Raw genomic sequence first — 13356 nt, forward strand, 5'->3', positions numbered from 1 at the left:
TGGCCACCCGGTACGATAAGCTGGATGCGCATTTTCTGGCTTTTATTCACCTGGCCGCAACCGTCCTCTGGCTGCGTGACTGTTAACACTTCCTAGTTTGTGCGAGAGACAGACGAAGTCTGCGATGTAGTGGTCGATGCTGTGCTGGCGGCGGAATTTTACGCCGAGTTGGTTGCCGCGTAGGAGTTGCCACAGTTGAGCTTCGGCCGGGGTGGGCCCGTGGCGCATGCCTCGGGCGCGTTCTTTTAGGTCTAGCTTGGCGTACTGCTTCTTGTTGGCCGTAAAGATGTGGTCTTGGGGCAGGTAAGAATCAGCGGGTTCCATATCGTTCAACGTTGCGCCTCACTCCCGGCCCCTCTCCGAAAAGAAGGGGGGAGCCACGGCGTTAGTATGTGAAAAGCTAAAACTAAAAACTAGAAGCTAGTCCCCCCTCTCCTTTTCGGAGAGGGGGCTAGGGGGTGAGGCGCAACGTCAGGCCGTCACACCCACCAAAGCAAACAGGGCCCCCAAAAACCGGTCAACCTCGGCCTTTGTGATGTTCAGCGGCGGCAGCAGCCGGAGCACCGTCGGGTCCGAAGCGTTGCCCACGAAGATATGGAATTCCGCCAGCAGCTTGTCGCGGATTTCCTTGATGGGGAAGTCGTATTTAATGCCCACCATCAGGCCCCGGCCGCGGATTTCCAGGGCCCCGGCGTGGGCCAGCAGCTCCGTGCGCAGGTGGTCGCCCATGGCGGTGGCGTGGGCCAGCAGGTCTTCGTTTTCGATGACTTCGAGCACGGCCAGGGCGGCGGCGCAGGCCAGGTGGTTGCCGCCGAAGGTGGTGCCCAGCAGGCCGTAGGAGGCCTTGTACTGGGGCGCAATGAGGATGCCGCCGATGGGGAAGCCGTTGCCCATGCCCTTGGCCACCGAAATAATATCGGGCCGGATGCCGGCGTGCTGGTGCGCGAAAAACTTGCCGCTGCGGCCGTAGCCGCTTTGCACCTCGTCGGCAATCAGGAGGACGTTGTGGGCCCCGCAGAGCAGCGACAGGCCTTGCAGGAAGTCATCGGAGGGCATGATGATGCCGCCCACGCCCTGGATGGGCTCGATGATAACGGCGCACACGTCGCCGCCGCGCAGCACGTCGGCCACCGCCTTCAGGTCGTAATCGACGAAGGAAATGGCGTGGCCCGCGTTGAAGGGGGCCACGATTTTGGGGTTGTCCGTGGCGGCCACGGTGCCCGAGGTGCGGCCGTGAAACGCGCCTCGAAACGCCACCACCCGCTTTTTGCCGGTGTGGAACGAGGCCAGCTTCAGCGCGTTCTCGTTGGCCTCGGCCCCCGAGTTGCACAGAAACAGCGTGTAATCGTCGTAGCCGGACACCTGGCCCAGCTTGTGCGCCAGCTGCATCTGAATCGGAATCTGCACCGAGTTGGAGTAAAAGCCGATGTTATGCAGCTGCTCCGTCAGGCGCTGCACGTAGTGCGGGTGGCTGTGGCCGATGGAAATCACGGCGTGTCCACCGTAGAAATCCAGGTACTCCTGGCCCTGGTCGTCCCAGAGTTTCGCGCCGAGGGCACGCACGGGCGTGATGTTGACGAGCGGGTAAACGTTGAAGAGGTCCATTTTATTTGGCTGTTAGCTAATAGCTTTTGGCTGTTAGCTTTATGGGCGTATTTATTGTTTGACTGAACACTGAGTTTGCCGAAGTGATTTATCGAATTTGTTGAAGTATTCAAACAGAACCTCTTAATATATCAACCCGATTACTCGGCGCATTTGGAGAAAAAAAATCAGGAATTGTTTTCTCGGTTCTTCTCGGGCGACTTAGAAATTCGGTTGGCCATTCAGTCAAACGCTCTTCTGTTATGTGAACAAATTCGCCAGGTTTCGGCTCCTCTATGTGTTCCTTTTGAAGAACAAGGGCTAATGGTTCTTCTGCTCCGGTAGTTTCTATTGAAAATTTCTGAGCTTCTTCATAAGTCTCAAAAACGTAATAATAATCATCTCCATTTTCTGTGTCTGGTGCACCGTCATGTGGGTGACACCAAACCCGATATTCTAAAACAGCATCCCAAACATACCCACCACCAGCTCCCACAGCTGCTGGATAGTTGCCTACTTTGTTTGGGTCTTCGGCAGTTGGGTAATTCGACATTTATGAAGCTTATAAACAGATAACTATGAACTAATAAGGAGAATTTCATAGATTCAGCATGACGTTCGATTAGCTTAAAAAAACGAAGCCTTGCTCATCAACCCCGTCGTTTCCGATAGGCCAAACAGCAAATTCATGTTCTGCACTGCCTGGCCCGACGCGCCTTTCACCAGGTTGTCAATTACTGAGGTGATTAATAATTGCTTTCCTTGTTTCTGCACGTGCAGCAGGCACTTGTTGGTGTTTACTACCTGCTTCAAGTGAATTTCCTTGTCTGAAACCGTGGTGAACGGCGCTTCGGAATAAAACTGCTTATACAGCTCCCGTGCCTCGTCCTGCGTCATATCCGAGGGCGTATAGACGCTGGCGAAAATGCCCCGCGCGAAATTACCGCGGTAGGGGATGAAGTGAATTTCCGCCGCGGATTGCGGCTGGAGCTGCGCCAGGCTCTCGCCGATTTCGCCGAGGTGCTGGTGCGTGAAGGGCTTGTAGATGGACACGTTGTTGCTGCGCCACGAGAAATGCACCGTTTCCGACAGGCCCTGGCCCGCGCCGGTCGAGCCGGTGATGGCCGACACGTGGATGTCGTCGGTTAGGGCCCCGGCGGCGGCCAGCGGCAGCAGCGCCAGCTGGATGGCCGTGGCAAAGCAGCCGGGGTTGGCGATGCGCCGGGCCTGCTGGATGCGGGTTTTGTTCAGCTCCGGCAGGCCGTAGATGAACTCGTGGCCGGCAAATTCGGCATCGGCGTGCAAGCGGAAATCGTTGCTCAGGTCGATGACGCGGGTGGCGGCGGGCAACGGGTTTTTTTCCAGAAAGGCCCGCGAGTTGCCGTGGCCCAGGCAGAGGAACACCACGTCTTCCGTGCCCGACAACGCGCTGACAAACACCAAATCGGTGTCGCCCAGCAGGTCGTCGTGCACCTGGGCCACGGGGGCCCCGGCGTGGGAGCTGCTCACCACGGCCGCGATTTCCACGTGGGGGTGGGGCAGCAAAATGCGCAATAATTCGCCGGCCGTGTAGCCGGCCCCGCCCACGATGCCGGCCCTAAACATTGCCGTCCTGCAAGCTGGCGTGAATTTTCAGCTGGTTGCCGAAGATTTTGATGAAGCCCTTGGCGTCGCGGGCGTCCCAGGCGTCGTTGGTTTCGCCGTAGGTGGCGGCCTTCGACTGCATCATGTCGTAGGGCGAAACCACGCCCAGCAGGTCGAAGCGGTAGGGCTGCAAGCGCACCGTTACTTTGCCTGACACGCGGCCCTGCGACGAGGCCAGGAAGGCCTCCATGTCGCGCATCACCGGGTCGAGGTACTGGGCCTCGTGCAGCAGCGTGCCGTACCAGTTGGCCAGGTTGTCTTTGTGCAGCAGCTGCCAGCGCGAGCAGGTGTGCTTTTCCAGCAGGTGGTGGGCCTTTATGAGCATGAGCGCCGCCGGGGCCTCAAACCCCACGCGGCCCTTGATGCCCAGAATCGTGTCGCCCACGTGCGTGTCGCGGCCGATGGCGTAGCTGGCCCCCAGCACGTTGAGGTGCTGAATCAGCGTTACCGAATCCATTTTCTCGCCGTCCAGGGCCACGGGCTCGCCCTTCTCGAAGGTGATTTCGATTTGCCGGGCCCCGGTGGCGGTGGGTTGCGACGGGTAAGCGCTGTCGGGTAGGGCCAAGTGCGAGGTCAGGGTTTCCACGCCGCCCACGCTCGTGCCCCAAATGCCCACGTTGATGGAATACTTCGCCTTCTCCCAGCTCATCTCGAAGCCCTGCTGCTGCAAGTAGGCGATTTCCTCCTGGCGCGAGAGTTTCTTGTCGCGGATGGGGGCAATAATCTCGGTATCGGGCGCAATCACGGCGAAGGCCACGTCGAAGCGCACCTGGTCGTTGCCGGCGCCGGTGCTGCCGTGCACAATGTAATCGGCCTTGTTCTGGCGGGCGTACTCGGCAATGGCCAGCGACTGGAACATACGCTCGGCGCTGACGCTCAGCGGGTAGGTATCGTTCTTCAGCACGTTGCCGAACAGCAAATAGCGCAGGCAATCGTGGTAGAAGCGCTGCGTCACGTCGATTACCTCGTGCTTCACCGAGCCCAGCTCGTAGGCGCGCTTTTCGATGGCCACCAGCTCGTCGGCCGTGAAGCCGCCGGAGTTAACGATGACCGTGTGAACTTCCAAGTCGAGTTCGCGCGACAAATACACGGCGCAGTACGACGTATCGAGGCCGCCGCTGTAGGCGAGAATGGCTTTTTTCTTCATCAGTTAGGAGGCAGAATCGGTTTCAGGGTCAGAAGCGTGGTCGTGAGCAACGGGCGCGGCGGGGGCCCCCAGGGCGGCAAAGTCGGGCACTTGCACCTGCACGAGCTTGTCGGCCGCCTCGAAGAGCATGCCGGTGCAGAGGCACATTTTGCGCTCGTTCTCCATCAGAATGCCGTAGTTCTTGCAGCTTTTGCAGCCCTTCCAGAAGTCTTCGCTCTGGGTAAGCTCGGAGAACGTAACCGGCTCGTAGCCTAGGTCAGTGTTGATTTTCATCACGGCCAGGCTGGTCGTGATGCCGAAGATTTTGGCCTGCGGGTACTTGGTGCGCGAGAGGTTGAACACCGCTTGCTTGATGGCCCGGCCCACGCCGTGCTTGCGGATGTCGACATTCACCACAAGGCCCGAGTTGACGACGAACGACTTGTCATCAAACGTTTCGATGTAGCAGAACCCGGCCAATTCGCCGTCGACGAAGGCAATGATGCCGTCGCCGCTGGCCATTTTTTGGGACACGTAGGCCGGCTCGCGTTTAGCAATGCCCGTCCCGCGCTGTTTGGCCGACGCAATGTACCACTGGCACAGCGCGTCGGCGTAAATGGCATCTTCTGCCGTTGCAACCCGAATTTCCATTCTGTGAATTGAGAAAAACTTAGGGAGAGATGCGCGGGTTCCGGGCAAACGCAGGCCACGTTTGATGATTGCCAGGAAACCCAAAATCTGTCGGTAAGCGGCGCGGGGCCCGGCCCGGTGCCAAGGAGAGGTGGCCCCAGCGGGCGCACCAAGCGGCTGCGGTAGCCGCTAGGGTCGTCGTACCCATGATGCCCGAACGCACACCGTCGAGCCCCCGGCCATCGCGGCGGCGGCAAACAACGTGGTAGTGGGTAAGGATGCGGTCATGGCAGGAGCGAGAAATCGGCAGCTAAACGAGCCATCGAGGCGCAGGGTTCAATTCTGCTGCAAAAGTAAAACCTCCTACTTTTGCCCGCAACCTTTTGGGGAAGTTTTTTGGCAAGCCGCTTAAGTTGCTGAGGAGAAAGATGGGGCACAAGGGCGATAATTACCCCGAATTTTACGCCAAGGGAAGCGCGGTTAATTAATTATTAAGGGTAAATGAAGCAATTGAAAATAATTAAGATTGGCGGCGGCATCATCGATGACGCGGCGAGCTTAGCACAATTTCTGCACTTATTTGCCCAGGTGGATGGCCCCAAGATTTTGGTGCACGGCGGCGGCAAAGGGGCCAGCGAAATGCTGCGGGCCCTGGGCATCGCGCCGCAGCTGGTGAACGGCCGCCGCATCACCGACGCCGCCACGCTCGATACCGTAACCATGTTTTACGCCGGCAAAACCAACAAAGCCATCGTGGCCGGCTTGCAGCAAAACCGCGTCAATGCCTTGGGCCTCAGCGGAGCGGATGGCAATGTGATTCGGGCAGTGAAGCGGCCGGTGCGCGAGATTGACTACGGCTTCGTGGGTGACCTCACGCCCGCCGGCGTGGATGCGGCGCTGCTGGGGGCCCTGCTCGGGCTGGGCCTTACCCCGGTGATTTGCGCCATCACGCACGACGGCCAGGGCCAATTATTAAATACCAATGCCGACACCATCGCCGCCACGGTGGCCGTGGCACTGAGCGAAAAATTCGTGGTTGAGCTGCATTATTGTTTCGAGAAGAACGGGGTACTGCTCGATGTGAATGATGACAATTCGGTTATTGAGAAAATAAACCTGACAAGCTACGCGGAATTAAAAGAAGCCGGAATTATTGCCGATGGAATGATTCCGAAATTAGATAATTCATTTGATGCGCTGAGCCAAGGCGTAAGCAAAGTAATTATTGGCCACGCGCTGAAAATTAACGATTCGCTCAAAACGGTGCTATGCCTGAATTAGCCGCGCTTACGGAGGCGGCCGTGGCGCTGCTGGAGCAATTAATTGCGACGCCCTCGTTTTCGCGGGAAGAAACAGCAACTGCGGCGTTGATTTTTGATTTCCTGACGGCGCACGGGGCCCGGCCGCAGCGCCAGGGCAACAACGTGTGGGCCGTGGCCCCGGGCTACGTGCCCGCCCGGCCCACGGTGCTCCTCAACTCGCACCACGACACCGTGAAACCGGGCGCGGCCTGGGCATATCCGCCGTTTGTGGTTACCTGGGAGGGCGATAAATTGACCGGTTTGGGCAGCAACGACGCGGGGGCTTCGGCAGTGAGTTTGCTGGCGACGTTTCTGTATTTGCAAGACCAGCCGCGAGCGTATAATTTAATTTGCGCCATCACGGCCGAGGAAGAAATTTCAGGGGCCAACGGCATTGCCAAATTGCTGCCCGAGCTGGGCCCCATTGCCCTCGGCATTGTGGGCGAGCCCACGCAGATGCAGCTGGCAATTGCCGAAAAAGGCCTGTTGGTGCTCGACTGCCTGGCCCGTGGCAAAACCGGCCACGCGGCCCGCGACGAGGGTGAAAACGCCTTGTATAGGGCCCTGGACGACATTGCCTGGCTGCGCAATAACCAGCTGCCGCGCGTGTCGCCGCTGCTGGGGGCCGTAAAAACCACGGCCACGCAAATCAGTGCCGGGCAGCAGCACAACGTGGTGCCCGACGAGTGCCGCTTCGTGGTGGACGTGCGCACCAATGAGCTGTATTCGAACGCCGAGGTGGTAGAGATTCTGCAACAAAACTTGCGGTCGGAAATTACGCCCCGCTCGCTGCGTCTGAACTCGTCGCGCATCGCGGCCGACCACCCCATTGTACAACGTGGCCAAGCCTTGGGCAAAGAAACCTACGGCTCGCCCACCCTGTCCGACCAGGCCCTGATGCCGTTTGCAACGGTGAAAATAGGCCCCGGTGACAGTGCCCGCTCGCATACGCCGGACGAATTTATTTTGCGCAGCGAAATAATTAGCGGCGTGCGCGATTACGTGGCGCTGCTGACGGATTTGGTGATTTAATTAATTACAAGAAGCAAGGATGAAAATCTGGGAAAAAGGCTTTTCGGTCAACGAGAAAATTGAAAAATTCACCGTGGGCCGCGACAGGGAATTAGACATGTACCTGGCGTATTACGACGTGCTGGCCTCCCGGGCCCACGCCGATATGCTGGCCGGGGCCGGGCTGATTACCGCCGCCGAGCAGCAGCAGCTGGCCCAGGGGCTAGATGAGCTGCGGCAGCAGATTGAGGCCGGCACGTTCGTGATTGAAGCCGAATTTGAGGACGTACACTCCAAAATTGAGTCGTACTTAACAGAGAAGTTTGGCGATGCGGGCAAGAAAATCCACACCGCCCGCTCGCGCAACGACCAGGTGCTGACGGCTATCCAGCTATTCATCAAAGATTATACGGAGCAGGCCGCCACCAAGCTGGTGGCCCTGGCCGAAGTGCTGCTGCAAAAAGCCGCCGTGCACCGCGAGGATTTGCTGCCCGGCTACACGCACTTCCAGGCGGCCATGCCGAGCAGCTTTGGGCTGTGGTTTGGGGCCTACGCCGAGCACTTGCTGCTCGACGTGGCCCTGTTTGAGGCGGCCCACACCGTGGCCGACCAGAACCCGCTGGGCTCGGGCGCGGGCTTCGGCAGCAGCTTCCCCATCAGCCGCGAGCAGACCACGGCGGCGCTGGGTTTCAGTGGCGTGGCCGTGAGCGCCGTGGGGGCCCAGATGCTGCGCGGCAAAACCGAGCGCACCGTGGCCTTTGCCATCGCCGGGGCCGCCGCCACGCTGGCCAAAATGGCCTATGATTTGGTGCTCTACAACGGTCAGGACATGGGGTTTGTGCAGCTGCCCAAGGAGTTCACGACGGGCTCCAGCATCATGCCGCACAAGAAAAACCCCGACGTGTTCGAGCTGGTGCGGGCCCACGCCAACCGCCTCCAGGCCCTGCCCACCGACCTGATTCTGGCCACCAGCAACCTGCCCAGCGGCTACCACCGCGACTTTCAGATTCTCAAGGAAATCCTGTTCGGGCCCCTGCGCCAGTTCCTCGATTTGCTGGACATGCTGCTCTTCGCCGTGCCCGAAATTCAGGTGGTGCCCGGCACCATCGACCAGCCGAAATACGACCCGATTTTCTCGGTGGAAAACATCAACCAGCTCATCCAAAGCGGCGTGCCGTTCCGCGAGGCCTACCGCCAGGTGGGCCAGTCGGTGGAGGACGGCAGCTACCAGGCCCACCGGGAGTTCCGCACCACGCACCTGGGGAGCGTGCACAACCCCGGGCTGGCCGAAATCGAAGCTAAAATCCAACAGCTGAAAGTGCACAGCCGGGTGCTGGGCGGGGCCCCGGCCTAAAGCGGTTTCGGGGTTGTTGTTCATTTTTGAAAATAGTTAAAAGTTGAGAGTTAAAACGCGGTTTTACAGAATTTTAACTTTTAACTCTCAACTTTTAACTCTCAACTTTTAACTAGGTACACGGACTCGAAAACTGCTCTAGGGCCCCTGCCTAAGGCCCGGGGCCCTAGCGGTCCAGCAGGGCCTGGTAGGCGGCGGGCGTGTCCACATCAAACGCGGCATCCGGCAGGGGCACCAGGGCCAGCGCGGGGCCGTAGCGGGCCAGCAGGGGCTTGGCGCCCTGCTCGGGGCGAATGTTGTGTAAATCGGCTAACGCGCTGGCGGTGAACAGGGCCGGGATGCCGAACGCATCGGCGTAGGCGGCGGCCACGGCTGGGGCCCCGGTGGCTTGCTGGTGCCGGGCCAGCTCCGCCAGCTGCCCGGCGGTGATCAGCGGCTGGTCGGAACTCATGACGAGCACGGCGGTGGCCGCGGGGCCCAGCGCGGCCAGGCCCGCCCGGATGGAGGCCCCCATGCCGGCGGCCCAGTCGGGGTTGTGCACGGCCTGGCAGGGCAGGCCGGCCACGGCGTGGCGCAGCTCGGCATCCAGGGCCCCCGTGACGACGACCACGGGGGCGTAGCCGGCGGCCAGGGCCGTGCGCACGGCCCGGTGCAGCAGGGTTTCGCCTTGGTAAACAAGTAGTTGCTTGGGCTGGCCCAGGCGGCTGGAATTGCCGGCGGCCAAAACCAGGGCGGCGGCTGATGGGATAAGCGGCGGCGTTAGCGGAGGCATAGCGTGAGGAATTGACACAAAAAAAGCCGGTGGCTGAGTGGTTGCGCATTGCCTGGCAATGCGCAACCACTCAGCCACCGGCCCAAAATCAGCCGCAGCCGGTTAGGCGTTCAGCTTGGGGTAATCGGTGTAGCCTTTCGCGCCGGGTACGTAGTACGTGTCCTTGTCGCTGGGGGCGAGGGGGGCGTTTTGGGCGAAGCGCTCCACCAAATCGGGGTTGGAGATGAAGAGCGTGCCGAAGGCCACGAGGTCGGCATCGCCGTCGGCAATGACCTGGTTACCTTTTTCCTGCGTCATGCCGGCGTTGATGATGAGCGTGCCCTGGTACATGGGGCGGTAGTGCTTGGCGATGTGCGGCTCGGCAAACGGAACCTTGCTCACGTCCGTGAACGGCTCGCAGAGGTGCAGGTAGGCCAGGTTGTAGTCGTTGAGGCGCTTCACGATGTAGTCGAACGTGGGAATGGTTTGTTCGTCCATCTTCGTGCCGAAGGGGCCCTCGAGCGAGGGGTTGAGGCGCACGCCCACTTTGCCCAGGTCCACGCCCGCCGCTTTGATGGCGTCGAGCACGTCGAACAAAATCCGGGCGTGGTTTTCAATCGAGCCGCCGTACGCGTCGGTGCGGTGGTTGCTGGTGCCGTTGAAAAACTGCTGGAACAGGTAGCCGTTGGCGGCGTGCACCTCCATGCCGTCGAAGCCGGCGGCCAGCGCGTTTTTGGCGGCGGTGGCGAAGTCGGCCACGGTGTACTTAATCTCTTCTAGGGTCATGGCCCGGGGCGTCACCGTGTCTTTAAAGCCGGTGGGCGTGTACACTTTCTCGTGGGGGTTGAGGGCCGAGGGGGCCAGGGGCAGGGCCCCATCGAGCAGGTCGGGGTGCGACATGCGGCCCACGTGCCACAGCTGCACGAACATTTTGCCGCCCAGCTGGTGCTGGGCGCTGGTAATTTTCTGCCAGCCCGCCACCTGCTCGGGGGTGTAGATGCCGGGCACGTTGATGTAGCCGGCCGCCTCGCGGTTCACATAAGTGCCCTCCGTGACGATGAGGCCCGCCGAGGCGCGCTGGTCGTAGTAGGTCACCATCAGGTCGTTGGGGACGGCCCCGGGGTTGTCGGCGCGGCTGCGCGTCATGGGGGCCATGACGACGCGGTTTCTCAAATTGAGTTTATCGGAGTGGAAAGGGGTCAGAAGCGGTTGCTCAGCCATTGTCGGTTCGATGCGGGGGGTGAATGATTGCGGGAAAAGCTTCCGGTCGGAAGCGCCCCATAAGTACCCGTAGGCCCGTTTTGTTTGGGCCCCGGGCCAATAATTGCGGCGCAATCTGGTTGCCTGCAAGCACATTAGCCTGCCTTTCTGAGCGGCTGTCGGTAAGCCTTTCGTCTGGTAATCAGCTGTATTGTAATTGGTTCGGTTACAAACCGCCTGAGGCCCCATTCCCGCGCCGTGCGCGGCTAAAAATTACCCGCCGCTGCTTTCGCATTGCTTCGGCACTGGCCGGTTTAGCCGGCGCGCCACTGCTTGGCTGGGCCGCCGCCACTTCCCGTGCCAACACAAGCACAGCTTTTGACACTCGCCGGGCGGGCATCTAAAGTAAGCGCCGTTGCTCCTGGCCGCCCGACGCGTTTTTTCGGAAGATTTATGAATCTAGCGCAGGTGCGCGATGGGTGCGCCTGTGCTCATTGTTGCCCGTAACAATGATTAAGCAATGGCTGCGCCTGCGTCAACGGCCGCCGGAACGTGCACCGTGCCGGCCCGCTCGCGCAGGGGCCGGCCCTGCCGCCCGCTGCGCTGCGCCTGAATCTCGGCCACGATGGCCAGGGCAATTTCCTCCGGCGTTTCGCTGCCCAGGTCGAGGCCGATGGGGCTGTGCAGGCGTTCGCGCAGCAACTGCGTCCGTTCGGCCTCGCTCAGGTCCAGCTCGTCCAGCAGCCGGGCGGCTTTCAGGCGGGGCCCCAGCAGGCCAATGTAGGGCGCGGGCGCGGGCAGCAGGGTTTGCAGCGCGGCCAGGTCGTAGGCGTAGTTGTGGCTGAGCAGCACGTGGTAGGCGCCCGGGTCGGGCACTTGCGTTTCCAGCGCGGCCACGGGCACAACGTGCACGGCGGCGGCCTCGGGGAAGCGGGCGGCGGTGGCCAGGTGGGGGCGGCCGTCCACCACCGTGATGTGCCAGCCCAGCGAGCCGGCCAGGCGCACCAGCGGCTGGGCGTCGTTGCCGGCGCCGTACACCACCAGGCGCAGCGGTGGCTCCAGCACCTCCAGCAGGGCCCGCACGGGGCCCCCGGCGGTTTCCACGTCCAGCACCTGCGACTTGCCCCGGGCCAGCGTGGCGCGGGCGGCCTCGGCCAGTGGGGCGGCCAGCAGCGGCGTGCCGCGCAGGGCCCCGGCGGCCGACAGCAGCACGCGCTGCCCCACGGCCGCTTTCAGGCCGGTGGCGTCGGTTGCGAACACGGTGGCCAGCACGGCCGGCGCGGGGTGCTGGGCAAAGCCGCGCAGCAGCTCCAGCGGGTTGTGGTCGTCGGTGAAATTCAGCGGCTCCAGCAGAATGCGCACCACGCCCTGGCAGCCGGGGCCCAGGCCGTGGCGCGGGTCGTCTTCGTCGCGGGTGTCGTAGGTGACGAGGGCCGGCTCGCCCTGGAAAATGGCCCGCCGGGCCCGTTGCCGGGCATCGCCCTCCAGGCAGCCGCCGCTGATGGCCCCGGTCAGCTCGCCGTCTTCCGTTACGAGCATCCGGGCCCCCGGGCGGCGGTAGGCCGAGCCCAGCACCTCCACTACCGTGGCCAGCGCGCAGGGGCGGCTAGCGGTGCGGTGCTGGTCGTAGGCCAGGAACAGTCGTTGTAATTCAGTCATTATCGAAAAGGGGTGCGCGTTGGCAGTACGCCCGGCGGCGGAGCGGAGTTGTGAGAACTACCTACCGGGAGGCATGGTTCTGGGCCGGGGCCCGGTACCCCCACGGCGCGTACTTTGCCCGTTATGAGCGCTGCCATCCCCGTTTATCAATTAGGTGCTTTCACTGAGCCCGCTGAAAAGCCCATGAAAATTATCCTCACCGGTTCCCTCGGGAACATCGGCCAGCCCCTGGCCACCGCGCTGGTGCAGCAGGGCCACGCCGTCACGGTCATCAGCAGCCAGCCGGCCCGGCAAGCCGCCATTGAAGCGCTGGGGGCCCTCGCCGCCATCGGCTCGGTCGAAGATGCGGACTTCCTGGCCGCCACCTTCGCCGGGGCCGAGGCGCTGTACCTCATGGTGCCGCCCAACTTTGCCGTGGCCGACTCGCGGGCGTACCACCGCCGCGTGGGTGGCAGCTACGTCCGGGCCATTGGGCAGGCGGGCGTGCGGCGGGTGGTGCAGCTCAGCAGCTGGGGGGCTCACCTGGCGGCGGGCACGGGCGGCATCCTCGGCTCGCACGATGTGGAGGAAATCTTGGCCGCGGTGCCGGGCCTGGCGCTCACGCACTTGCGCCCTACTTCGTTCTACACCAACATGTTCAGCTTTATCGGGATGATAAAAGCGGTGGGCACTGTAGGTGTTAATTACCCGGGCAGTACCCGCGTGGCCTTCGTGCACCCGCTCGACATTGCCGCCGCCGCCGCCGCAGAGCTGACCACGCCCGCCGCCCCCGGCCGCCACGTGCGCTACGTGGCCAGCGACGAGCGCACCGCCGACGAAGTAGCCCAGGTGCTGGGCGCCGCCATCGGCCAGCCCAACCTGCCCTGGGTGGCCCTCACCGATGCCCAAATGCAGCACAACCTAACCAGCCACGGCCTGCCCGCCGCCCGCGCCGCCGAAATCGTGGCCATCTACGCCAGCACCCGCACCGGGGCCCTGGGCGCGGACTACGAGCAGCACAAGCCCCCCCTGGGCCAGGTGAAGCTGGAAGATTTTGCCCGGGAGTTCGCCGCGGCTTTTTGAAATACCAAGTAGCGGGTTAGTAAGCCAAAAACGC

The 13356-nt window shown here is 61.9% G+C and carries 13 protein-coding genes; 4 read left to right on the plus strand and 9 right to left on the minus strand.

Annotation, left to right across the window (positions count from 1 at the left end; genetic code table 11):
- Positions 1–42: 42 nt before the first annotated feature.
- From HNP98_RS01730 to HNP98_RS01755, 6 genes are all read right to left on the minus strand, one after another.
- Positions 43–324 (minus strand): endonuclease domain-containing protein, encoded by a 282-nt coding sequence (locus tag HNP98_RS01730; protein WP_173808329.1) that lies wholly within the window; start codon positions 322–324, stop codon positions 43–45.
- A 147-nt stretch (positions 325–471) separates the two neighbouring features.
- Complete coding sequence (locus HNP98_RS01735; protein ID WP_173808330.1) at positions 472–1605, minus strand: aspartate aminotransferase family protein; 1134 nt, start codon at positions 1603–1605, stop codon at positions 472–474.
- Between the two features lie 109 nt (positions 1606–1714).
- On the minus strand, positions 1715–2137 hold the full coding sequence (locus tag HNP98_RS01740) for a GCN5 family acetyltransferase (protein ID WP_173808331.1): 423 nt from the start codon (positions 2135–2137) through the stop codon (positions 1715–1717).
- A gap of 74 nt (positions 2138–2211) precedes the next feature.
- Positions 2212–3189 carry an N-acetyl-gamma-glutamyl-phosphate reductase gene (gene argC, locus HNP98_RS01745; protein WP_173808332.1) on the minus strand — a complete coding sequence of 326 codons (978 nt, stop codon included), beginning with the start codon at positions 3187–3189 and terminating at the stop codon, positions 2212–2214.
- A complete protein-coding gene (argG, locus tag HNP98_RS01750; RefSeq protein ID WP_173808333.1) occupies positions 3182–4375 on the minus strand; it encodes an argininosuccinate synthase in 1194 nt (397 codons plus the stop codon). Before argG ends, argC begins: the two co-directional genes overlap by 8 nt.
- A 3-nt stretch (positions 4376–4378) precedes the next feature.
- Complete coding sequence (locus HNP98_RS01755; protein ID WP_217425616.1) at positions 4379–5005, minus strand: GNAT family N-acetyltransferase; 627 nt, start codon at positions 5003–5005, stop codon at positions 4379–4381.
- Positions 5006–5485: 480 nt separating this feature from the next.
- Between HNP98_RS01755 and argB the strand changes: the two genes are divergently transcribed.
- Genes argB through argH form a run of 3 tightly spaced genes read left to right on the plus strand, consistent with a single transcriptional unit; the run spans position 5486 to position 8650 of the window.
- Positions 5486–6265 (plus strand): acetylglutamate kinase, encoded by a 780-nt coding sequence (gene argB, locus HNP98_RS01760; protein ID WP_173808334.1) that lies wholly within the window; start codon positions 5486–5488, stop codon positions 6263–6265.
- Entirely contained in the window at positions 6253–7317 is a 1065-nt protein-coding gene (locus HNP98_RS01765) for a M20 family metallo-hydrolase (protein WP_173808335.1), read from the plus strand. Before argB ends, HNP98_RS01765 begins: the two co-directional genes overlap by 13 nt.
- 19 nt (positions 7318–7336) lie before the next feature.
- Positions 7337–8650 (plus strand): argininosuccinate lyase, encoded by a 1314-nt coding sequence (gene argH, locus HNP98_RS01770; protein WP_173808336.1) that lies wholly within the window; start codon positions 7337–7339, stop codon positions 8648–8650.
- A 166-nt stretch (positions 8651–8816) separates the two neighbouring features.
- On the opposite strand, the gene HNP98_RS01775 is transcribed toward argH, so the two are convergent.
- The 3 genes from HNP98_RS01775 to HNP98_RS01785 form a co-directional block, all read right to left on the minus strand.
- A complete protein-coding gene (locus HNP98_RS01775) occupies positions 8817–9422 on the minus strand; it encodes a nucleotidyltransferase family protein (RefSeq protein ID WP_173808337.1) in 606 nt (201 codons plus the stop codon).
- A 102-nt stretch (positions 9423–9524) separates the two neighbouring features.
- Positions 9525–10622 (minus strand): alkene reductase, encoded by a 1098-nt coding sequence (locus tag HNP98_RS01780; RefSeq protein WP_173808338.1) that lies wholly within the window; start codon positions 10620–10622, stop codon positions 9525–9527.
- 492 nt (positions 10623–11114) lie between these two features.
- Positions 11115–12260, minus strand: a complete 1146-nt coding sequence (locus tag HNP98_RS01785) for an XdhC family protein (protein WP_173808339.1) — start codon at positions 12258–12260, stop codon at positions 11115–11117.
- Between the two features lie 183 nt (positions 12261–12443).
- Between HNP98_RS01785 and HNP98_RS01790 the strand changes: the two genes are divergently transcribed.
- The gene (locus tag HNP98_RS01790) at positions 12444–13322 is read left to right on the plus strand and encodes an NAD(P)H-binding protein (protein ID WP_173808340.1); all 879 of its coding nucleotides are present in this window, start codon (positions 12444–12446) and stop codon (positions 13320–13322) included.
- Positions 13323–13356 lie beyond the last annotated feature (34 nt).

The sequence above is a fragment of the Hymenobacter caeli genome (genome assembly GCF_013294115.1).
In the GTDB taxonomy this organism is placed as follows: Bacteria; Bacteroidota; Bacteroidia; order Cytophagales; family Hymenobacteraceae; genus Hymenobacter; species Hymenobacter caeli.

What these genes read in the sequence shown, in the direction of transcription:
- HNP98_RS01790 (WP_173808340.1), top strand. Translation starts at nt 12,444, where the DNA reads ATGAAAATTATCCTCACCGGTTCCCTCGGGAACATCGGCCAGCCCCTG.
- HNP98_RS01740 (WP_173808331.1), bottom strand. Translation starts at nt 2,137, where the DNA reads ATGTCGAATTACCCAACTGCCGAAGACCCAAACAAAGTAGGCAACTAT.
- HNP98_RS01780 (WP_173808338.1), bottom strand. Translation starts at nt 10,622, where the DNA reads ATGGCTGAGCAACCGCTTCTGACCCCTTTCCACTCCGATAAACTCAAT.
- HNP98_RS01775 (WP_173808337.1), bottom strand. Translation starts at nt 9,422, where the DNA reads ATGCCTCCGCTAACGCCGCCGCTTATCCCATCAGCCGCCGCCCTGGTT.
- HNP98_RS01765 (WP_173808335.1), top strand. Translation starts at nt 6,253, where the DNA reads ATGCCTGAATTAGCCGCGCTTACGGAGGCGGCCGTGGCGCTGCTGGAG.
- HNP98_RS01735 (WP_173808330.1), bottom strand. Translation starts at nt 1,605, where the DNA reads ATGGACCTCTTCAACGTTTACCCGCTCGTCAACATCACGCCCGTGCGT.
- argB (WP_173808334.1), top strand. Translation starts at nt 5,486, where the DNA reads ATGAAGCAATTGAAAATAATTAAGATTGGCGGCGGCATCATCGATGAC.
- argH (WP_173808336.1), top strand. Translation starts at nt 7,337, where the DNA reads ATGAAAATCTGGGAAAAAGGCTTTTCGGTCAACGAGAAAATTGAAAAA.
- argC (WP_173808332.1), bottom strand. Translation starts at nt 3,189, where the DNA reads ATGTTTAGGGCCGGCATCGTGGGCGGGGCCGGCTACACGGCCGGCGAA.
- argG (WP_173808333.1), bottom strand. Translation starts at nt 4,375, where the DNA reads ATGAAGAAAAAAGCCATTCTCGCCTACAGCGGCGGCCTCGATACGTCG.
- HNP98_RS01785 (WP_173808339.1), bottom strand. Translation starts at nt 12,260, where the DNA reads ATGACTGAATTACAACGACTGTTCCTGGCCTACGACCAGCACCGCACC.
- HNP98_RS01730 (WP_173808329.1), bottom strand. Translation starts at nt 324, where the DNA reads ATGGAACCCGCTGATTCTTACCTGCCCCAAGACCACATCTTTACGGCC.
- HNP98_RS01755 (WP_217425616.1), bottom strand. Translation starts at nt 5,005, where the DNA reads ATGGAAATTCGGGTTGCAACGGCAGAAGATGCCATTTACGCCGACGCG.